Here is a 19,423-nt window from a genome sequence, read left to right as displayed (position 1 = left end):
GGAATGCCGCTGCGGTCCCTAGCGTCGAAGCATGCCTCTGATCAACATCTATCTCCGCCAGGGAACGACTCCCGAGTTCCGCCACCTCGTCTCCGAGGCCATCCACAGGTCCATGGTGGAAGTCCTGAAGATCCCCCAGGACGATCAGTTCCACGTCTTCCACGAGGTCGCGCCGGAGGACCTCGTCATCCAGCCGGTCGCGTTCGGCCTGCGGCGCCACGGCGAACGCGCCATGTTCATCCAGCTCTTGTTCAACCAGCGCACGCCGGAGCAGAAGACCGAGCTGTTCCAGGCGATCGTGGCGAACCTGCGGCTGTACGCCGACGTGCCGGAGGAGGACATCATGCTGGTGGTCCTGGAAACGGCGCGCGAGAACTGGTGGGCCGCCGGCCGCGTCGTGAATCCCGACACCGGCTACGACGAGCGGATGACCGTGTCGAGCTGACGCGCTACCGGCGCGGCTCCCATCGGAACATGCGGCCGGCCAGCGCGACGGCGACGGCCACCCAGGCCAGCGTCGGGGCGAACAGGATCAGCGAATCCCGCACCGCGACGCCGCCGTTCCAGGCGTTGAGGACCAGTTCGGTCGCCGAGCCGCCGGGGAGCAGGCGCTTGAGCGTCGCGAGCTTGTGGGTGCCGGTGGCGCCCACCCAGCCGGCCACCGACAGCACGCCGATCATCACCGGCATCGTGGTGACCTGCGCGTGCTCCGGCGAGTTCGTGTGTCCCGCGGTGGCCAGGCCCAGGCCGAGCATCATGGCCACCGCGGCGAGGACCGCCGGGACCAGCAGGACGACGTCGCTCGGCCGGCTGGTCACCGCGGCCAGCACCGCCAGGATCACCGCGACCTGGACCAGCGTGATGACGACGATCGGGAGCAGCAGGCCGGCCAGGATGCCGCGGTCACCGGCCGCGGTGGACCGCAGCCGCTTCAGGAAGAGGTTCTGCCGGCGCGCGGCCAGCGTGGTGACGGTGGTGGTGTAGAGCCCGATCGTCACCACGAAGAACATCACCATCGCCGCGATGTAGCCCAGGCTCGCCACGCGCTGGAAGGTCTTGTGCAGGCCGATGAACATCGCGCCGAACGCGATCGGCAGGACGAGGCTGGTCACCAGGACCAGACGGTTCCGGAAGATCTGGATCAGCTCGCCGCGAGCGATCGGAAGCATGGGAGGGTCCTGTTCTGAAGAGGGCTGCGATGGTCTGAGTCTGAGAGAGCGGGAAAAGCTGGAGAGCGCCGCGGTCTACGCGGTGTGGCCGATGGCGCGGAACACGTCGTCGAGCCGCGTCGGCCCGGCCTGCAGGTCCCGCAGCTCCACCGCGTTCGCCGCCGCCCAGTCGAGCAGGGTGTGGAGGTCCTTCTGCAAGCCGAAGGTCTCGATGAGGTGTGTGCCGTTGGGCTCGCGCTTCGCCAGGAGCGGCAGTGGCGACGCCGGGGCCCGGTCCGGAAGACCGAAGCTGATGGTCGCCGGAAGCGTCCGCGTCAGCTCCGACACCGTGCCCTCCCGGTGCAGCCGGCCCTGGTGCATCAGCCCGATGCGGTCGGCGCGCTGCTGTGCCTCTTCGAGGTAGTGCGTGGTGAGCACGACGGTGGATCCGTCCTCGCGCAGCTTGTCCACGGCCTCCCACAGCGCGTCCCGGGACTGGATGTCCAGACCGGTGGTGGGCTCGTCGAGGAAGATCAGCTCCGGCGTTCCGAACACCGCGGTGGCGAAGTCCAGCCGCCGTTTCTCGCCGCCGGAGAGCTGGGACACCTTGGTCGTGGCCTTGGGCATGAGATCGACGATGCCGAGCACGCGGCCGACCTGATCGGTCCGCTCGGTGAGCCGGCCGACGAGCCGGACGGTCTCCCGCACCGTCAGGTCCGGCGAGAACCCGCTCTCCTGCAGCATGATTCCCATCCGGGGCCGCACGGCGCGGCGGTCGCGGGGGCTGCGCCCGAACACCCGCACCGTCCCGGACGTCGGGGCGCGGTGGCCCTCGATCGTCTCCAGGGCCGAGGTCTTGCCGGCCCCGTTCGTACCGAGCAGCGCGTAGAGCTCACCGGGCGCCACCTGGAAGGACAGGTCCTTCACCGCGTGGAAGTCGCCGTAGGCGAGGTTCAGCCGGTCAACGTCGATGACGGGTGTCGAGGTCATGCTCCGATCCCACCAGCGGCGCCGGTCCGCGGGCAGTGAGGCCACGTCACCACCTGGCCGTGACATTCCTTCGGGGGCGGACATGACGTGGCGTCACTGGCGGCGTCCGGGGATGTGAAGAATGCTGGAGGGCGAAACCGCTGTTCAACTCGGAAAGTCGCACATGCACACACAGGTCGGCGGGACGCACCAGCGGTTGCGCCGGATCAACCTCGCCAGCATGATCCCGCCGCTGGCCGTCGTCGGGGTGCTGCTGGTCGTGATCGACGGGCGGACCTGGTGGAAGGCCGTGGTCCTGAGCGTGGGCCTGATCGCCACGCTGGTCGGCGTGGAGCGCTGGACGGCCGGCGACTTCCGGCGCGTCATGATCCCCTGCCTGGCCGTCACGGCCGGGGTGTGGCTGTTCGGGGCGCTCGCCGACTGTCCGACGGCGTTCTACGGCATCACCGTGCTCGGCCCGACCACCGTCCCCCTGGTCTCGGGGCGCCCGCGGCGCCGGCTCGCGGCGGGGCTGCTGCTGGCCGCGTACGTCGCGGCCGCAGGCGCGACCAGGCTGCTGGTAGCCCCGCACGTCGGGCCGGGCGTGGTACTCCAGTACCTCGTCATCCCGACGGTCGTGGTCGTCGTGGTGACCGGCCTGATGTTCGCCAGTCAGCGGATCTACGACCTGATCGCAGAGCTCGAACAGTCCCGGGAACGCGAGGCGGAACTGGCGGTGGTCCGGGAGCGCATGCGGTTCGCCAGCGATCTGCACGACATCCAGGGCCATACGCTGCACGTGGTGAAGCTCAAGATCGCGCTGGCCGAGAAGCTGCTGGACAGCGATCCCGAGCGCGTACGCCAGGAACTGCTGGAGATGCACACGCTCGTGGGCGACACCATCGCCCAGACCAAGGAACTCGCCTACGCGCAGTGGCGGCTCAACCTCTCCAGCGAGGTGGAGAACGCGAAGAACCTCTTCGAGGCGGCGGGGATCCAGGTGCGCGTCGAGCGCGAAGGCGAGGTGGACACGCGGGCCAGCGAGCTGCTGGGACAGGTCCTGCGCGAGACGACGACCAACATCCTGCGGCACGCGCAGGCCAGCAGCGTGCAGATCACGCTGGCGCGGTCGAGCATCGCCATCGCCAACGACGGCGCACCGGACACGCCGCTGCCGGAGCTCGGCGGGCTCTCCATCCTCGGCCAACGACTGGCCGACAACGGCGGCGAGCTGACGGTGGAGCAGAAGGACGGGCGCTTCCTGACGGCGGCAGCGTTCCCCCGGTTCGTTTCCGGGAGCGCGTCGTGAGCGCGTCATGAAAGCACAGGAGGACGCAGCGATGACCACCGTGGTGCTCGCCGACGACGAGGTACTTCTTCGCAAGGCGCTGGCGTCTCTGCTGCCGCTGGAAGGCGAGATCACCGTGCTCGCCGAAGCGCAGGACGGCGAATCGGCTGTGCGGGCCACGTTGGAGCACCGGCCGGACGTGCTCGTCATCGACCTGGAGATGCCCAATGTGGACGGGCTGGAGGCGGTCGCCGAGATCCGACGTGCGCTGCCGGGCCAGGTGATCCTCATGCTGACGCGCCATGCGCGGCCCGGGGTGCTCCGCAAGGCTCTGAAGCTCGGCGTCCAGGGCTTCGTCAGCAAGGCGGCGGAACCGGCGCACATCACGTCGGTCATCAAGGCGCTGCACGAAGGCCGGCGCTGGATCGACCCGGACGTCTCGGCGCTGGCCGTCGTCGACGACTGCCCGCTCACCGATCGCGAGATCGACGTCCTGCGGGCGACACGCGAAGGCTTCTCGGTCGCCGACATCGCCGCACAGCTGCATCTGGCCGAGGGGACGGTGCGGAACTACCTGTCCAACGCCATGCAGAAGACCCAGACGCGGACGCGGCATGAGGCGGCGCGGTATGCCCGCGAGCACGACTGGCTGTAGGGCCGGGGAGACTAAGGCCCATGAACATCGGCAGCTACTACGAACCGGCCGGCGAGCACTGCTACAAGCCGACGTCGCACGCGGGCGGCGCCTGGGATCCCGCGGAGCAGCACTTCAGCCCGCTCGGCGGGCTCATCGTCCACGCCATCGACGAGTACGCGGCCGGGCGGCCGGGCGAGAAGCTGGTGCTGTCCCGGATCAGCTTCGACATCCTCGGGCGGCTCGCCCTGGACGAGTGCGAGATCCGGGTGGAGACGCTGCGGCCGGGGCGCACGATCGAGCTGGTCGAGGCCGTCATGGTGATCGGCGGTCGGGCGGTGGTGCGGGCGCGGGCTTGGCTGCTGAGTTCCGGTGACACCACGGCGGTGGCCGGGGGCGGTGGCGGCGGTGTCCTCACCCCGCCGGAGAAGCTGGCCTCCTGGCTGATGACGGATGTGTGGCCCGGCGGCTACATCGCTTCTCTGGACGTCCGTCCGGTGACGCCGCCTCGTCCGGGGCGCACGACCGCGTGGATCGGCACCGGTCTCGACCTCGTCGCGGGGCGGGAGGTCAGCCCGCTCGCGGCGTTCGTCGCGCTGGTCGACACGGCCAACGGCATCGCGGTGTGGCGGAAGCCGACGGAGTGGATGTTCCCCAACGTCGATCTGACGATCCACCTGCACCGGCAGCCCGAGGGGCGGTGGACCGGGCTGGACACCACGGTGACGTTCGGGCCGACCGGTCAGGGCGTCACGTCGACCGTGCTGCACGACGTCTCGGGGCCGGTCGGGCACGCCGAACAGATCCTCACTGTTCGGCCTCTGGGCTAGATGGTTGCTGATCAGCGGTGCCGTGGCCGCGTTGGAGGAGCAGCCGCACGATCACGCCGCCGAAGCAGCGGCCGATCAGGATCGGCGGGCGCGGGATGGTGAGCAGGAGGTGTTGCGCTCCTGGTCGATCGTGCCGCCCCAGGTCCCGTAGTGGCGTCCGATCATCCGGTGCGGCGGGCGGTGTAGACGACGGTCAGGCGGGGATCGTCGACGTGGCCGCCGAGTTCGTCGATGATCGCGCCGAGGCGGTCCAGGAACCGCGCCCGGTCCGGCGGCGTGAGTTCGCCGATGTTCGGGAACGTCGACCACTGGTCGCGTGCGGTCTGCGGGGTCAGCGTCTGCTGCCATTCGATGATCTCGACGGACAGGTCGTCGAAGAACCCGCCCGCCGTCAGCTGCGCACGCCACCGGTCGGTGTCCAGCGCCTGCGGGCGGCTTTCGCGATAGCCCGTTTCGGCGGGCAGCAGGTCGTGGTAGACCGCGTCGAGCCGGTCGCGGAAGAGCGTCGGGCGGCGGGCGTCGCCGAACTCGTTCCACCACGCCGCCAGCCAACCACCGGGCCGCACGAGCCCGGCGATCCGCTCGGTCGAGGTGACCGGGTCGACCCAGTGCAGCGCGGTCGCGGCGACGGCCAGGTCGAACTCGCCGGACAGGTCCGCGGTCTCGAAATCGGAGACGCGGACGTCCAGCCGATCGCAGGCATGGTCGGCGACCAGAAGCGCCGCGAGGTTTTCGCCCGGCTCGACCGCGACCACCCGCGCGCCGGCCGCCAACAGGGCCCCGGTCGCCAGGCCCGAGCCGGCGCCGATCTCCAGGACCCGGGAGCCCGGCCGCAGCCCGCAGCGCTCGGCGAGCAGGTCAAAGACCGCGGCGGGGTACGGCGGCCGGCCGCGCTGGTAGGCGGCGGCGTCGGCGTTGAAGAACATCCGGCGGGTGGCGCGCAATGCGGCGGCTTGATCCTCGTTCACTCCGGCACTCTGCCAGACCGGACTTGCCGGGTCGTGGGATTAATTCGGCGGGCCGGCTTCGCCGACCGGTGCGACGAATCAGCCCGCTTCCTCAAGGACCTGACTCCCCGGCGCGCCGGCACCGTCCCGCTCAGCGGTCCCGGTCGCGGCGGATGTTGAGCCGGCGGCCCTTGATGGTCGCGCCGCGCAGGGCCCTGATCACGTCCTCCGCGGCGTCCGTCGGGACTTCGACCAGGGAGAAGCGGTCGGCGATCTCGATCGCGCCGATGTCGCGGCCGCTCAGGCGGGACTCGCCGGCGATGGCGCCGACCAGGTCCTGGGGCCGGATGCCGGAGCCCCGGCCGGCGCCGACGAACAGGCGCGTCGTGCCCGCACCGGGGCCGGCGCCGGGGCGGCCGGTCTCGCGGCGCTTGCGGGGGCCGCCGCGGTCCTGGCCGAACTCGCGCTGCGGGCGGTCGGGGATCCGCGCGTCCGGGATGTCCTCCTCGTCGTACTGCGTGCCGCCGGCCTCGTGGACCAGCTTCACCGCGGCCAGGGCCACGTCGAACAGGTCGTACTCCTCCGCCAGGTTCTCGACCACGACCCGGAACCGGTCGAGGTCGGCGCCCTCGATCAGGCTCTCCGCCAGAGCCGCGCGGGTCAGTTCCAGGCGGCGGGTCCGCAGGTCGGCGACGGTGGGGACCTTCTCCAGGGGGATCTTGCGGCGGGTCGCGCGCTCGATGGCCTTGAGCATGCGGTGCTCGCGCGGCTCGGCCAGGGTGATGGCGACGCCTTCGCGGCCGGCGCGGCCGACCCGGCCGATGCGGTGCACGTAGGACTCGGGGGCCGAGGGGACGTCGTAGTTCACCACGTGCGTCAGGTGCTCGACGTCCAGGCCGCGGGCCGCGACGTCGGTGGCGACCAGCAGTTCGGCGGTGCCCGAGCGCAGCCGGCCCATCACCCGGTCGCGCTGCTCCTGGCTCAGGCCGCCGTGCAGGGCCTCCGCGCGGTAGCCGCGGCCGTTGAGGGTCTCGGAGAGCTGGTCGACCTGCTCGCGGGTGCGGCAGAAGACGATCGCGGCCTCCGGCGCCTCCACGTCCAGCACCCGGCCGAGCGCGGCGGCCTTCTGGGCCCGCGTCACCATGTACGCGCCCTCCCGCACCCGCGGCGCCTCGCCGGGCGGCGGCTCCTCGCGCTCGATCCGCACCCGGACCGGGTCGCTGAGGTGGCGCCGGGCCAGGGCGTCGATGCGGCTCGGCATCGTCGCGGAGAACAGCACGGTCTGCCGCTCGGCCGGGGCGTTCTCCAGGATCGAGTCGATGTCCTCGGAGAAGCCCATGTCCAGCATCTCGTCGGCCTCGTCCAGGACCACGGTCCGCAGCGCGTCCAGCCGGAGCGTGCCGCGCGCGATGTGGTCCAGGGCCCGGCCCGGGGTCGCGACCACCACGTCGACGCCGCGGCCGAGCGCGCGCAGCTGGTGCCCGATCGGCTGACCGCCGTAGACCGGAAGGACGCGCACGCCCAGTTCGGCGCCGTAGCGGTGCACGGCCTCCGACACCTGCATGGCCAGCTCCCGGGTCGGCACCAGGACCAGGGCGGCGGGGTCCGTGCCCCGGCCGTCGCGCGGGATGCGCTGGATGATCGGCAGCGCGAACGCGGCGGTCTTGCCGGTGCCGGTGGCGGCCTGGCCCAGCAGGTCACGGCCGGCGAGCAGGTTCGGGATGGCCTCAGCCTGGATCGGCGTCGGCTCCTCGTAGCCGAGCTCTGACAACGCCCGGAGGATCTCCGGTTCCAGGTCGAGATCGGCGAAACCGATCTGGTCGGCGGTGGCTTGTGCCATGGCGGGGCCCTTCGTCCGGGAGCGTGCGGACACGACGCCCCCACCGTCCAAGTATCGCCCGCATCGACGACGGCTGCCGCCCGGCCCGAGCCTGGTGGTGCCAAGCCCAGCATGAACTGGCACTCCTGTCGCCGCTCAGCGCGTTGACAGAATGATCGTCGTGAACAGCGAGCGGAACCAGATGAAGGCAGTGGTCATCCCCGAGTTCGGCGCGGCGGAGGTGTTGCGCGAGGCACGGATCGCGGTACCCGAGCCCGGCGCCGGGCAGGTGTCGATCGACGTGGCGTACGCGGGTGCGAACTTCGCCGAGGTGCTGTACCGGCAGGGCGTGGTGGACGTGCCGCTGCCCTTCGTGCCCGGGATCGAGGTGGCGGGCCGGATCCGGGCGCTCGGCGGCGGCGTCAGCGGCCTGACGGTCGGCCAGCCGGTGGCCGCGCTGACGATCGTCGACAGCGGCGGGTACGCGGAGGTGGCCGTCACGGCCGCCGATCTCGTGGCCCCGCTGGCCGAGGACGCCGACCCGAACTCACCCCCGGCCGTGGACCTGGCGACGGCCGCGGCGCTCCCGTCCAACAGCACCACGGCGTTCCTGGTCCTGGACCAGGTGGCGCGGCTCGCCCCGGGCGAGAGCGTGCTCGTGCACGCCGCCGCCGGCGGGGTCGGCAGCCAGCTCGGCCAGGTCGCCCGGCTGCTCGGCGCGGGCCGCGTGGTCGGCACGGTCGGCAGCGCGGCCAAGGTGGAGGTGGCCCGCGGCTTCGGCTACCACGAGGTGATCCTGCGCGACGACGTCGCCGGGGCCGGGCAGTTCGACGTCGTGGTGGACATGGTCGGCGGCCCCGCGCGCCGGGCCAGCCTGGACCGGCTCGCGCCGCTGGGCCGGCTGGTGGTCATGGGCAACGCCTCGGGCGCCGAGGATGTCGGGATCTCCGCGAACGAGCTGTGGTTCAGCAACAAGACCGTCTCCGGCTTCAACCTCGCCGCGTACTCGGCGGTCCACCCGGACCGGGCCGGGCAGGCGCTGCGGCGCGCGGTGCGTGCGGCGAACGAGGGCACGCTGCGGGTGCAGGTGGAGACGGTGCCGCTGGACCAGGTCGTCGAGACGCACCGGCGGATCGAGACGGGGTCGACGACCGGGAAGCTGGTGCTTCAGGTGGTCGGTTCCTGACGGCGTGGGCTCAGCCGAGCGGCGGCGGCTCCCACAGGGCGTGCTTGACCATCGCCTTCAGCGCGACCGACGAGGGGGTGGCCCGGATCCCGGCGTTGCGGAGCGCGACGGCCAGGCGGCCGTGCAGCTGTTGGCCGACGCGGCCGGCCTGACGGGACGCGCGGACCACCTCCTGCGTGCGGGGACGGCGTTCCCGGTCGTAGTGGGCCAGGGCGGCTTCGATCGTCGGATCCGCGGTCAGATACGCGGCCAGGCACGCGGCGTCCTCGACGGCCTGCGAGACGCCCTGGCCGAGGTGCGGGGCCATGGCGTGCGCCGCGTCGCCGACGAGGACCACGCGGTCGGCGACGTACGAGGGCAGCGGGGTGCGGAGCTCGTAGACGTCGTGTTCCAGGACGGTGCCCGGCGGCGTGGCCGCGAGCAGGGCCGGGATCGGGGCGTGCCAGGTGCCGAACCGGCGGGCGACCTCGGCGAGCGGGTCGCCGTGGCGGTCGCCCTCGGCGCTGGTGATCGACGCGTGCCATTCGATCCGGCCGTCGAGCAGCCGCGTGGAGCCGAACTCGGTGCCGCGGCCCCAGGTCTGGTCGATGTCCGCCTCGGTGTCCACCGGGACGGACGTCACGCCGCGCCACACCGTGGAGCCGCCGTGGACGGCGCCGGGATGGTTCGGGAACAGCTGAGCGCGGACCCGGCTGTGCACGCCGTCGGCGGCGACCACGAGATCGACGGTCTCTGATTCGTGCTCTGATTCGTGCGCACCGGCGCGGCTGAAGCAGACTTCTGCGGCGTCGGCCTTGCGCACGACGCGGTGCACCGTGGCGCCGGTGACGAGGCAGTCCTCGGGCAGCGCGGAGCGCAAGGCCCGGTGCAGGTCGGCGCGCAGGAAGCTGTAGACCGGCGAGCCGAGGAGGCGGGCGCCGGCCTCGGCGTCCATGTGCGACAGCCACTTCCCGCCGGGGACCCGGATGCCGCCGGAGCCCTGCGGCTCGCCGGCGGCGCGCACCGCGTCGCCGACGCCGAGTACGTCCAGCGAGCGCATCCCGTTGCCCTGCACCGAGATGCCGGCGCCGGCGTCGTGCAGGACAGCCGCGCGTTCCAGGACCCTGACCTGCCAGCCGACACGCCGCAGGCCGATCGCCGTGGTCAGGCCGGCTATGCCGCCGCCCACCACCATCGCCGTCTTCATCGGACCACTCCTCCCCTTCTACATCTGTAGAACTCCCTACAGATGTAGAAGCTACGCTACAGGTGTAGAAACTACAAGCGATCCGCCCGGGAGGGCCCCACACATGCCGACGGACCAGCGGGACCAGCGCGACCAGCGCGATCGCCGCGCGCTCCTCGCCGACGCGGCCATCGACCTGCTCGCCGAGGAGGGCATGCGGGCGCTGACGCACCGGGCCGTGGACGCCCGCGCCGGGGTGCCGCTGGGCAGCACGTCGGCGTACTTCCGGACGCGGCAGGCGCTGCTGACGGCGATCGTGAAGCGGCTCAGCGACCTGGACCGGGAGGATCTGCGACGGCGCGGGCTGGACCTGCCCTCGGCGGGGGCGAAGCCGCGGCAGCCGATCACGGACGACCTCGACGCGGTGGCCGCGGCGACGGCGGCCTTCATCGACCTGTCGCTCTCGCACACCCGCAACCGCGCCCTGGCCCGCTACCACTGCCGTCTGGAGTCGATCACGCAGCCGGACCTGCGGGCCCTGCTCACGCCGCACGAAGAGGCCGCGTTCCGGCAGACCCGCGAGCTGCTGGCCCGGCACGGGGCGCCCGATCTCGACGCGCGGGCCCGGGCGTTCGTCGCGGCGGTCGACGGGCTGATCTTCGAACGGCTGGTCAGCGGCTCCCCCAGCGCGGCCGGCACGACTGAGAACCGGGCCGAGCTCACGGCGACGGTAAGGGCCCTGCTGGCCGGAGCCACGGCACACTGAGGACGATGCGCCCCGCACAGTGCGCCCCGCACCTGGACTCATCAGCCCACCCTGATGATATATTAAACATGTCTAATCGTCTCTTCGAGAGGCCCACCGGTGCCCGACAAGCTGCTCTACGAGCACGTCCACTCCGAGCTCAAGAGCCGCATCACCGATGGGCGGTATCCCGTGGGCAAGCGCCTGCCGAGCCCGGCTGAGCTGTGCGAGGAGTTCTCGGTCAGCACGATCACGCTCAAGCGGGCGCTCGACATGCTCGCCGAGGACGGGTACGTGGTGCGGCGGCCCCGGCACGGGACCGTGGTGGTGAGCGCCGAACCGGAGGCGGGCGCGGCGGCGGCCGGCGGTGCCGGTGCCGCGGGCGGCGGCCTGCCGCTTTTCGGCGCCGTGCTGACCAGCTTCGACGACACCTTCGGCAGCGGGATCCTGACCTCGATGATCGGCCAGACCGCGGGGCGCGCGAACCTGGCCGTCAAGATGTCCTTCGGCGACGCCGACGCCGAGGAGGCGCTGATCGGCGAACTGCTCGCGGCCGGGGTGTCCGGGCTGGCCTTCCAGCCGAGCTCGTCGGAGTCGGTGCCGCCGGCCCTGCTCGGACTGCTGGCGCGGCGGTTCCCGGTGGTGATCATCGACCGCTCGTACGACGGGATCCCGGTGTCGGCGGTCTGCTCCGACAACGTCGCCGGCGGCCGCGCGGCCACCGAGCACCTGCTGGACCTCGGCCACACCCGGATCGGCCTGGTGACCAGCGCCAGCCGGGTCTCGACGGTCCAGGACCGGCGCAACGGCTACGTCCGCGCGCACGCCGCGCGCGGGGTCCCGCACGACGACGCCGACGAGTTCCACGCCGTCGACTCGGTCACCCCCGGCGCCACCACCAGCCCCGAGGAGGACATGGCGCGGCTGACGGAGTTCGTCCGGAGCCGCCCGGGCATCACGGCCTACCTCGCCTCCGAGCACCACATCGCACTGCTGCTGCGCAAGGCCTGCCAGGCGGTCGGCCGCGCGGTCCCGGACGACGTGTCCATCGTCTGCTTCGACCAGGCCGACGCGCTCCTGGACGACTCGATGTTCGTCTTCACGCACATCGCGCAGGCCCAGCACCTGATGGGCACGCGGGTGATCGAGGAGCTGTTCGCGCAGCTGGACGATCCCGGCGCGGTGACCAAGCACGCGCTGCCGACACGGCTGGTGCCCGGGGCCTCGACGGCGGCCCGGCACTGACTGAGGCTTGCGGGATCGAAAAAGCGCGGGGCGCCGACCGAAAGCCGACGCCCCGCGTACCCCCCGCCCGGGCTCCCCGCGTCTCCCCCGCGCCGCCCAGGCCCTCCGCCCCGCACTGGCTGGCGGATCGCCAATGCGGGCTCGAAGCCGTGAAGCCGCCCCTCGGCCTCAGCCGGCCACCCGGCGGCAGACCTCGGTCCCGATGATCGCGCTGAGCTGCGCCGAGTACGGCACATGCGCGTCGGCCGGGAGCGGCGTCCGCCAGTCCATTCCGGCCAGCAGCGCGTCGCCGGCGAGCGCGTGCGTCCACAACGCCTGCCCGGCGCCGAGAATCAGCTCCCGGATGTCGGTCGCCGACGGATCGGCCTGGACCAGCAGCCCGGCGTAGCGGTACATGATCCCCTTGAACAGTCCCTCGTCGCCGCCGGTCCCGTCGTCGAGCAGGACTCCGTCCGCGCTCAGTACGCGGAACGCCGTCCTGGCCGTGACCCGCGCGCGATCCAGCAGCGACGCGTCGCCGGAGACCGCCGCCAGCTCCACGCAGGCCCCGATGTACAGGCCCTGGTTGTAGGTGAAGCGCCACTGCGTGTCGACCCGGCCGTCGTTCTCCCGGTTGACGCCGTCCTCGATGAAACCGTCGGCGCCGCGGAGGGTCAGGTCCAGCCACTCGAGCGTTTTGCGGGCCCAGTCCTGGTACTCGGTGTCCCAGGTGGCCCGGTGCAGGCGGGCGCCGAGGATCACGAACGTCCCGTTGGACGGCGTGTTCTTGTACCCGAGCTGCTGTTTGCGCCAGGCGATCCCGCCGCCGCACTCGTCGTTCCAGCCCGCGTCGCGCACGTGGTGCCAGATCTTGACCGCCTCGTCGAGGTACCGGCGCTCGGAGGTGGCCTCGTGCAGGCGCAGCAGCGCGATGCCGAACCAGAGCATGTCGTCGAAGTAGTCGTTGAACAGCGAGCCCTGGTTGCGGGCCAGGATGTTGTCGCGCACGGCGACCGCGGCGTCGCGCCAGCGCGGGTCGCCGGTCCGCTCGAAGGCGTCGAGGCGCGCCTCCAGGGCGTGTGCGAGCCACCAGTAGTTGAAGGTGTCGTCGTCTCCGGGCCGCAGCGGGTGCCAGTTGTGGAGCAGCTGCTCGCCGTCGGCGCCGAAGTAGGTGTCCAGGCTTGCTTGGATGCGGTCCGCGCGCTGCCCCCACAGCGCGGCGGACACGGTGGTTTCGCTCATACGGTGCTTGAGTCCTCACACGCCCTTGGCGAGGATCTGGTCGCCCTGGCTCGCCGCGTTCTTCAACGCGGAAGCGGCGTCCGTCTTCCCCGACATCCAGTTCTGCAGCTGCGGTTCCAGAGCCTTGCCCTCGACGTCGCTGTAGCCGGGCACGTTCGGCCGCACCACGGCGAAGCTCTCGGTCTGCACGAACGCCGGCCAGTGCCCGCTGCCGAAGTACGGGTCCTGACTCGCCTTCACCGACCCCGGCAGCCAGCTGCCGATCTTGGCGAACGCCACGCCGTTGGCCGGGACCGTGGTCCACCACTTCACGAACTCCCACGCCGCGTCCCGGTGCTTGGCCTGCGCCGGGATCACCAGGCCGAAGCCGCCGGTGATGGCGCCCTTGCCGCCGGGCCCGGTCGGCGGCGGGACCACGCCGTACTCGAAGCCGCTGATCGCGTCGTACTGCGGCATGTTCCAGGGGCCGTCGTACTTCATGGCGATCTGGCCGGTGCCGAAGCCGTCGACGCCCTGGGCGAATCCGAGTTCGTACACCTTCTTGTTGTGGAGCAGGTCGTCCCAGAACGCCAGCACGGCCTGGCCCGCCGGGCCGTCGAAGGCCGTGGTCTTCTTGTCCGCGGACAACATCTGGCCGCCGGCCTGCAGGATCCAGACGTTGAACAGGCCCGGGTCGTCCAGCGCGAAGCCGGCCACCTTGAGCTTGCCGCCGCTGTCCCGCTGGGTCAGCACCTGGGCCGCGGTGGCCAGTTCCTCCCACGTGGTCGGCGGCTTGATGCCGGCCTTGTCGAGCATCGTCTTGTTGTAGACCAGGGAGCGGTTGTCGACGAGCATCGGCAGGCCGTACTGCTTGCCGCCGACGGTCATCTCGCCGTAGGGCGCCGGGAAGAAGTCGCTCGTGTCGACCTTGTCCCGGGCGATCAGGTCGTCGATCGCGGACAGCGCGCCCTTCGGCGCGTACAGCGAGGTCTGGTAGCGGTCCCAGAGCACCACGTCCGGGATGTTGGTCCCCGAGGCGATCGCCGTCAGCAGCTTGGTCTCGACGATGTCCTGCGCCTGGTAGGTCACGTGCACCGAGGTCTGGCTGCTGTTGAACGCGGCCAGCTGGGTGTTGATCTGCTTGACCTGGTCGCCGTTGAACGACCCCCACATGGTGATGTTCTTGACGCCGCCCCCGCCGGATCCGGAGCCGGACTTGGACGAGCCGCACGCGGCGAGCAGCGGCGCGGCGGCCAGGCCGAGCGCGCCGGCGACGCCGCCGCGCAGCAGGCCGCGGCGGGAGACTGAGCTGGCTGAAGGCAGGGCTGGATGGTTCTGGTTCATCACGGTTCTCCTGGGTGAGGTGAGGGAGGTCGTGCCGAAGTGCCGACGTGCCGTACTACTTGCCGCCGCTGGTCGCCAGGTTGTCGACCATCCAGCGCTGCGCGAACATGAAGATCACCAGAACCGGCAGGCTGGCCACGATCGTGCCCGCCATCAGCGGCCCGGTCTGCGAGCTGTAGTTGGTGACCAGCCCGGACAGCCCGACCTGGATGGTCATCTTGTCCGGGGAGTTCAGGACGATCAGCGGCCACATGAAGGCGTTCCAGCCGGCCTGGAAGGTGAGGATGCCGAGCACGGACAGCGCGGCACGGGCCAGCGGGACATAGATCTTGAAGTAGATGCCGAACTCCGAGGCGCCGTCGATGCGCGCGGCGGCGGCCAGGTCGTCCGGCAGCGACTCGAAGACCTGCTTCATGAAGAACACCGCGAAGGCGCCGATCGCGCCGGGCAGGATGACGGCCCAGTAGCTGTCGAGGAATCCGCTGCCGCCGTTGCCGAGGATGTCGTTGCCGCCGGCCAGCGGGAAGTACCGGAGGATGAGGAACTGCGGGACCATCGTGACGGTGCCCGGGATCATCATCGAGGCCACGTACGCGGAGAAGATGATGCGCTTCCCGCGCAGGTGGAGCTTGGCCAGCGTGTAGCCGGCCAGGGAGCCGAAGAACAGGTTGGTGACGACGCCGACCACCGCGATCAGCAGCGAGTTCAGCGCGTACCGGAGCATCGGCACGGTGTGGAACACGCTCGTGTAGTTGCCGAACGTCCAGTGTTTGGGGATCAGGCCGAAGCCGCTGGCGACGATGTCGCCGGCCGGCTTCAGAGACGTGGAGAGCGTCCACAGCAGCGGCAGGACGGTGGAGACGGCGACCACGGTCGCGGCGATCCACCACAGCACGGCGCCGAGCTTGCGGCGTATCAGGGTGTTGTTCACTGGTCGCCCGCCTTGTTCACCAGCCGCGCGTTCACCAGCGAGACCGCCAGGATGATCGCGAACAGCACGAAGGAGATCGCGGAGGCGTAGCCCATCTTCAGCGCACCGAAGCCGCGGTCGTAGATGTAGTAGACGAGGGTCACCGTGGAGTTGCCGGGACCGCCCTTGGTCAGCACGTAGGCCTGGTCAAAGACCTGGAACGCGGCGATGATCAGCAGCGTGGTGACCAGCATCGTGGTCTTGGTCAGGGCCGGGAGCGTCACGTACCGGAAGACCTGCCAGCTGTTCGCGCCCTCGGTGCGGGCGCTCTCTATCAGCTCTTTGGGGATGTTCTGCAGGCCGGCCAGATAGATGACCATGTTGGTGCCGAAGCCGGCCCAGACCGACATCAGCACGATCGCCGGCATCGCCCAGTTGGAGTCGTAGAGCCAGGCCGGGCCGTTCACCCCGAACTCGCCGAGGATCACGTTGATCAGGCCGTGCTGCGGGTTCAGCATCCAGTACCAGATCGAGGCGGTGGCCACGGTCGAGGAGATCACCGGGATGTAGAACATGACGCGGAAGTACTTCGCCGCGCGGACTTTGCGGTTCAGCAGCAGCGCCGTCGCCAGCGCGACCACGATGCCGAGCGGGACGTACATCAGGGTGTAGAAGACCGTGTTCTCCAGCGCCTTGGTGAAGAACGGGTCGTGGATCAGGTCGGTGTAGTTCTTGAAGCCGACCCAGTTCATGCTGCTGATGACGTCGTAGTCGGTGAAGCTGAGCACCGCCGCCATGACCACCGGCAGCAGGACGAAGAGCACGAACAGCAGGACCGGCAGGGTCATGAACAGCGTGGCGGCGCGGCGCTCGGAGCGCCGGGTGTCGCGGACGCGGCGGCCGTGCGGCGTGTGGGCGTCGGCCGCGGCGGCGGATATCGCCTCGATGTCAGCGGCCATCGCTGACTCCTTCCGACGGGAGGTGGCTGGTGGGGGCTCCGGCTCGCGGGCCGCGGGGGGAGGCGTTGCCGAGCGCGGCACCGCCGGCGGAGACGGTGCCGACGGAAGCGCTGCCGACCGTGACGTAGCTGGCCGGGACGGTGCCGATCGGGATGTCGCCGACCGGGGCGTAGCCGCAGTAGTCGAGGACGAGTTCGGTGAACATGGCCTCGGCCCAGGAGAACCACTCCCGGGTCCAGATCCGCGGGTCGTCCGCGTGGAACGACTCGTGGACGCGGGTGGTGCCGGCGTCGGTGGCCAGCAGGGTGGCGATGGCGGCGCGCTGTTCGGCGCGGTCGCCGCTGGTGAGCGCGGCGACGGCGATCGCGATCGGCCAGACGTGGCCGGGCGGGGTGTGCGGGCTGCCGACCCCGGAGGCGGCGCGGCCGGCGACGTAGGCCGGGTTGCGCTCGCTGAGGACGAAGGCGCGGGTCGCGAGATACGTCGGGTCGTCGGCGGCGCAGTAGCCGAGCAGCGGGAGGGCGAGCAGGCTCGGGACGTTGGCGTCGTCCGTCTCCAGGACACCGCCGAGACCGTCGACCTCGTAGGCCCAGCGCGGTCCGGTGACCGGGTCGTCGACGACGGCGTGCTCGGCGATGCCGGTCTGCAGGCACTCGCGCAGCGCGTCGGCGCGGGCCAGCAGCTCCGCGCGCCGGTCGTCGGGCAGCGCCGAGCCCGGCTTGTGGGTCAGGATCTCCGCGAGCTGGCCGAGCGCGACGACCGCGAACATGTTGCCGGGGACGTTGTAGCCGAAGCGCGCGGCGTCGTCGCTGGGGCGGAAGCCGCTCCAGGTGAGGCCGGTGACCGCGGTCTTCGGGCCGAGGCCGTCCCGGACCAGGGTGTCGGAGGCCGGCGCGTCGAAGCGCTGGAAGCGGTAGGCGGAGGCGGCCTCGTGGTCGAGCTCGGTCTCCCAGGTGGTCAGGACGGCTTCGGCGGCGGTCCAGAACGCCTCGTCGAGGAAGTCGTCGCGGCCGTAGGCGCGCCAGGCGAGGTGCGCGAGCCAGAGCGGGTAGCACAGCGAGTCGACCTCGTACTTGCGCTCCCAGACCCAGGGGTTGGCGGCGGTGACGTCGGTACCGTGGCCGGCGCCGTCGGGCCGCACGTTGAAGGCGTTCGCATACGGATCCACCGCGATGTAAGCGAGCTGCCGCCGCAGCACACCGATGACGAACGACTGCGCCAGCGGCAGCACCTCGCGCAGCCGGAGGAAGGGCAGCACCTGCGCCGCGGAATCCCGCAGCCACATCGCCGGAATGTCGCCGGTGAGCAGGAAGACCGTGCCGTCGTCCAGGTACCGCGCGGTCCGCTCGCGCACCTCGGTCAGGAACCGGGTGACGATCACCGCGGCCCTCGGGTCGCCGCCGACGGCCTCGGTCACCCGCCGCTGGAGGTCCTGCAGTCCGGCCGCACCGTGCTCCACGATCACACCTAACTGAATATATTCAATCTACTGGATGTGTCGGGAGGATAGACCCGGGCGTGGCGCGAGCGCAACGGGTAACCCCCGCGCAATCCGGAGCGATCATGCGCGGGGTCAGGGGGTGAAATGTCAGGGTTCGATGATGGTGAAGGGCACGAGCGCGCGGACCGGCGCGGCGGCCCATCTCGGGCGCGGCGCGGGAAGGGTCAGGGCTCGACGATGGTGAAGGGGACGAGTGCGCGGACGGGCGCGGTCTGGCCAGCCAGCTGCGCACGCAGGAGCTCCACGGCGCGGCGGCCCATCTCGGCCTGGTCCTGGCGGACGTGCAGGAAGCGCGGCGGGGCGAAGGGGTCCACCGGGGAGTCGAAGCACGCGATCTCGGGCAGGGCTGCCTGCTCGCCGGTCGCGGGCTGCCCGGCGTGCCCGGCGTGCCCGGCGTGCCCGGCGTGCTCGGCCACGGCCAGCGCGATCACGCGCGCGAGGTTGTACTCGCTGGCGACAAAGGCCGTCACCTGCGGTGCGGCGTCCAGGAAGCGGCGCACCTCGGCCACGTCGTGGCGGATGTTCTCGGTGGTGAGGGCGCCCGGCAGGGTGCTGACGAGGTCGGTCAGGCGGTGGGCGTCGGGGCCGAGTTTGTGGGCGGCCAGGGCGCGGCGGAAGCCGTCGAGGCGCTGCTCGATCGTGGAGGTGTGGGAGGGGGCCGGGGAGGCGAAGCAGATCTCGGTGTGGCCGCGGCGGATCAGCGCCTCGGTGAGCGCCTGGGCGGCGGCGACGCCGTCGGTGTGGACGGTGCTGGCGGCGATGCCGTCGAGGGAGCGGTCGACCAGGACCAGCGGGATCCCGTCGAGGACCAGGCGCAGGAGGCTGGCGTTGTGGAACTCGCCGTGGACGGGGAAGACCAGCAGGCCGTCGACGGTTCCGGCGGCGCGCAGCCGCTCGATGGCGAGTTCCTCCTCGCGCTGGCTGCCGCGGGTGCGGCGGAGGATCAGGTCGATGCCCGCCGCGGAGCACGCCTGCTCCACGGAGGTCAGCAGGTCCAGGCCGTAGGACTCGGAGAAGTCCGGGAGCAGGAAGGCGATGGCCTGGTCGACGTCACCGTCGGGCTTGCGGCGGCGGGAGGCGGTGCCGGCCGCGGCCGGCGCGGGCTCCCCCTCGGACCGTTCGGCCAGGTCTTGGGCGCTGACCCCGTCGAGGTCCGGGGGCGCGGGGACGACGAACGAGCCCTTGCCGCGCAGCCGCTCCACGATCCCGGCCTGCCGCAGGACTTCGAGCGCGCTCTTGGCGGTGACGCGGCTGACGTCGAACGCGGTGGCGAGCTCGGTCTCCGACGGGACCCGGCCGCCGGGCACCAGTTCGCCTGCTCTGAGCTCGTCGAGGAGGTGGTCGACGATGGTCTCGTAGAGCAGCGGCCGCGTCATTCCAGTCACCCTATCTTCACCGGTCGTCACGGACGACGTGGGCAGCTGATCCAAGTTGACGCATGTTGACATATCTCAAGTCGGGAGTACCGTCGCGCTGACCGAATCCCCGACCCGGACCCCGGTCCGGCCCCCGACCGAAGGGCTGGATGGATCA

General features: G+C 71.3%; 18 protein-coding genes. 7 read left to right on the top strand and 11 right to left on the bottom strand.

The window, feature by feature from the left end:
* Positions 1 to 31: 31 nt before the first annotated feature.
* Complete coding sequence (locus ABH920_RS37180) at positions 32 to 445, top strand: tautomerase family protein (protein WP_370353965.1); 414 nt, start codon at positions 32 to 34, stop codon at positions 443 to 445.
* Between the two features lie 4 nt (positions 446 to 449).
* Here ABH920_RS37180 and ABH920_RS37175 read toward each other — a convergent pair whose 3' ends face one another.
* Both ABH920_RS37175 and ABH920_RS37170 read right to left on the bottom strand, forming a co-directional pair.
* Entirely contained in the window at positions 450 to 1,169 is a 720-nt protein-coding gene (locus ABH920_RS37175) for an ABC transporter permease (protein ID WP_370353964.1), read from the bottom strand.
* 75 nt (positions 1,170 to 1,244) lie between these two features.
* The gene (locus tag ABH920_RS37170) at positions 1,245 to 2,138 is read right to left on the bottom strand and encodes an ABC transporter ATP-binding protein (RefSeq protein WP_370353963.1); all 894 of its coding nucleotides are present in this window, start codon (positions 2,136 to 2,138) and stop codon (positions 1,245 to 1,247) included.
* Positions 2,139 to 2,301: 163 nt separating this feature from the next.
* On the opposite strand from ABH920_RS37170, the gene ABH920_RS37165 reads away from it, so the two are divergent.
* The 3 genes from ABH920_RS37165 to ABH920_RS37155 are packed head-to-tail and all read left to right on the top strand — an operon-like array spanning position 2,302 to position 4,869.
* A complete protein-coding gene (locus ABH920_RS37165; RefSeq protein ID WP_370353962.1) occupies positions 2,302 to 3,426 on the top strand; it encodes a sensor histidine kinase in 1,125 nt (374 codons plus the stop codon).
* A 31-nt stretch (positions 3,427 to 3,457) separates the two neighbouring features.
* Positions 3,458 to 4,060: a DNA-binding response regulator gene (locus ABH920_RS37160; protein WP_370354011.1), complete on the top strand. Its 603-nt coding sequence runs from the start codon at positions 3,458 to 3,460 to the stop codon at positions 4,058 to 4,060.
* A gap of 20 nt (positions 4,061 to 4,080) precedes the next feature.
* Entirely contained in the window at positions 4,081 to 4,869 is a 789-nt protein-coding gene (locus tag ABH920_RS37155) for a thioesterase family protein (RefSeq protein ID WP_370353961.1), read from the top strand.
* Positions 4,870 to 5,030: 161 nt separating this feature from the next.
* Here the strand turns inward: ABH920_RS37155 and ABH920_RS37150 are convergent, their stop codons facing one another.
* Together ABH920_RS37150 and ABH920_RS37145 are read right to left on the bottom strand one after the other, a co-directional pair.
* Complete coding sequence (locus ABH920_RS37150) at positions 5,031 to 5,795, bottom strand: trans-aconitate 2-methyltransferase (protein ID WP_370354010.1); 765 nt, start codon at positions 5,793 to 5,795, stop codon at positions 5,031 to 5,033.
* A gap of 172 nt (positions 5,796 to 5,967) precedes the next feature.
* Entirely contained in the window at positions 5,968 to 7,689 is a 1,722-nt protein-coding gene (locus ABH920_RS37145) for a DEAD/DEAH box helicase (protein WP_370353960.1), read from the bottom strand.
* A 148-nt stretch (positions 7,690 to 7,837) separates the two neighbouring features.
* Between ABH920_RS37145 and ABH920_RS37140 the strand changes: the two genes are divergently transcribed.
* On the top strand, positions 7,838 to 8,821 hold the full coding sequence (locus ABH920_RS37140) for a zinc-binding alcohol dehydrogenase family protein (protein WP_370354009.1): 984 nt from the start codon (positions 7,838 to 7,840) through the stop codon (positions 8,819 to 8,821).
* Between the two features lie 10 nt (positions 8,822 to 8,831).
* On the opposite strand, the gene ABH920_RS37135 is transcribed toward ABH920_RS37140, so the two are convergent.
* A complete protein-coding gene (locus tag ABH920_RS37135) occupies positions 8,832 to 10,007 on the bottom strand; it encodes an FAD-dependent monooxygenase (protein ID WP_370353959.1) in 1,176 nt (391 codons plus the stop codon).
* Positions 10,008 to 10,110: 103 nt separating this feature from the next.
* Here ABH920_RS37135 and ABH920_RS37130 point away from each other — a divergent pair, with 103 nt between their 5' ends.
* Entirely contained in the window at positions 10,111 to 10,752 is a 642-nt protein-coding gene (locus tag ABH920_RS37130) for a TetR/AcrR family transcriptional regulator (RefSeq protein ID WP_370353958.1), read from the top strand.
* A 99-nt stretch (positions 10,753 to 10,851) separates the two neighbouring features.
* Positions 10,852 to 11,976 (top strand): GntR family transcriptional regulator, encoded by a 1,125-nt coding sequence (locus ABH920_RS37125; RefSeq protein ID WP_370353957.1) that lies wholly within the window; start codon positions 10,852 to 10,854, stop codon positions 11,974 to 11,976.
* A gap of 168 nt (positions 11,977 to 12,144) precedes the next feature.
* On the opposite strand, the gene ABH920_RS37120 is transcribed toward ABH920_RS37125, so the two are convergent.
* From ABH920_RS37120 to ABH920_RS37095, 6 genes are all read right to left on the bottom strand, one after another.
* The gene (locus ABH920_RS37120; RefSeq protein WP_370353956.1) at positions 12,145 to 13,197 is read right to left on the bottom strand and encodes a glycoside hydrolase family 76 protein; all 1,053 of its coding nucleotides are present in this window, start codon (positions 13,195 to 13,197) and stop codon (positions 12,145 to 12,147) included.
* Between the two features lie 15 nt (positions 13,198 to 13,212).
* Positions 13,213 to 14,520, bottom strand: a complete 1,308-nt coding sequence (locus ABH920_RS37115) for an ABC transporter substrate-binding protein (protein ID WP_370353955.1) — start codon at positions 14,518 to 14,520, stop codon at positions 13,213 to 13,215.
* Positions 14,521 to 14,575: 55 nt separating this feature from the next.
* A complete protein-coding gene (locus tag ABH920_RS37110; protein WP_370353954.1) occupies positions 14,576 to 15,451 on the bottom strand; it encodes a carbohydrate ABC transporter permease in 876 nt (291 codons plus the stop codon).
* Positions 15,448 to 16,278, bottom strand: coding sequence for a carbohydrate ABC transporter permease (locus ABH920_RS37105; RefSeq protein WP_370354008.1), 831 nt, complete (start codon positions 16,276 to 16,278; stop codon positions 15,448 to 15,450). The genes ABH920_RS37110 and ABH920_RS37105 overlap by 4 nt, the downstream gene beginning before the upstream one ends.
* Positions 16,279 to 16,378: 100 nt before the next feature.
* Complete coding sequence (locus tag ABH920_RS37100) at positions 16,379 to 17,848, bottom strand: glycoside hydrolase family 125 protein (protein WP_370353953.1); 1,470 nt, start codon at positions 17,846 to 17,848, stop codon at positions 16,379 to 16,381.
* Between the two features lie 206 nt (positions 17,849 to 18,054).
* On the bottom strand, positions 18,055 to 19,266 hold the full coding sequence (locus ABH920_RS37095; protein ID WP_370353952.1) for a GntR family transcriptional regulator: 1,212 nt from the start codon (positions 19,264 to 19,266) through the stop codon (positions 18,055 to 18,057).
* Positions 19,267 to 19,423: the final 157 nt, after the last annotated feature.

Source organism: Catenulispora sp. EB89, assembly GCF_041261445.1.
In the GTDB taxonomy this organism is placed as follows: domain Bacteria; phylum Actinomycetota; class Actinomycetes; order Streptomycetales; family Catenulisporaceae; genus Catenulispora.
This window is presented reverse-complemented; position numbering and strand designations above follow the sequence as displayed.

What these genes read in the sequence shown, in the direction of transcription:
- ABH920_RS37180 (WP_370353965.1), top strand. Translation starts at nt 32, where the DNA reads ATGCCTCTGATCAACATCTATCTCCGCCAGGGAACGACTCCCGAGTTC.
- ABH920_RS37175 (WP_370353964.1), bottom strand. Translation starts at nt 1,169, where the DNA reads ATGCTTCCGATCGCTCGCGGCGAGCTGATCCAGATCTTCCGGAACCGT.
- ABH920_RS37170 (WP_370353963.1), bottom strand. Translation starts at nt 2,138, where the DNA reads ATGACCTCGACACCCGTCATCGACGTTGACCGGCTGAACCTCGCCTAC.
- ABH920_RS37165 (WP_370353962.1), top strand. Translation starts at nt 2,302, where the DNA reads ATGCACACACAGGTCGGCGGGACGCACCAGCGGTTGCGCCGGATCAAC.
- ABH920_RS37160 (WP_370354011.1), top strand. Translation starts at nt 3,458, where the DNA reads ATGACCACCGTGGTGCTCGCCGACGACGAGGTACTTCTTCGCAAGGCG.
- ABH920_RS37155 (WP_370353961.1), top strand. Translation starts at nt 4,081, where the DNA reads ATGAACATCGGCAGCTACTACGAACCGGCCGGCGAGCACTGCTACAAG.
- ABH920_RS37150 (WP_370354010.1), bottom strand. Translation starts at nt 5,795, where the DNA reads ATGTTCTTCAACGCCGACGCCGCCGCCTACCAGCGCGGCCGGCCGCCG.
- ABH920_RS37140 (WP_370354009.1), top strand. Translation starts at nt 7,838, where the DNA reads ATGAAGGCAGTGGTCATCCCCGAGTTCGGCGCGGCGGAGGTGTTGCGC.
- ABH920_RS37135 (WP_370353959.1), bottom strand. Translation starts at nt 10,007, where the DNA reads ATGAAGACGGCGATGGTGGTGGGCGGCGGCATAGCCGGCCTGACCACG.
- ABH920_RS37130 (WP_370353958.1), top strand. Translation starts at nt 10,111, where the DNA reads ATGCCGACGGACCAGCGGGACCAGCGCGACCAGCGCGATCGCCGCGCG.
- ABH920_RS37120 (WP_370353956.1), bottom strand. Translation starts at nt 13,197, where the DNA reads ATGAGCGAAACCACCGTGTCCGCCGCGCTGTGGGGGCAGCGCGCGGAC.
- ABH920_RS37115 (WP_370353955.1), bottom strand. Translation starts at nt 14,520, where the DNA reads ATGAACCAGAACCATCCAGCCCTGCCTTCAGCCAGCTCAGTCTCCCGC.
- ABH920_RS37105 (WP_370354008.1), bottom strand. Translation starts at nt 16,278, where the DNA reads ATGACCCTGCCGGTCCTGCTGTTCGTGCTCTTCGTCCTGCTGCCGGTG.
- ABH920_RS37095 (WP_370353952.1), bottom strand. Translation starts at nt 19,266, where the DNA reads ATGACGCGGCCGCTGCTCTACGAGACCATCGTCGACCACCTCCTCGAC.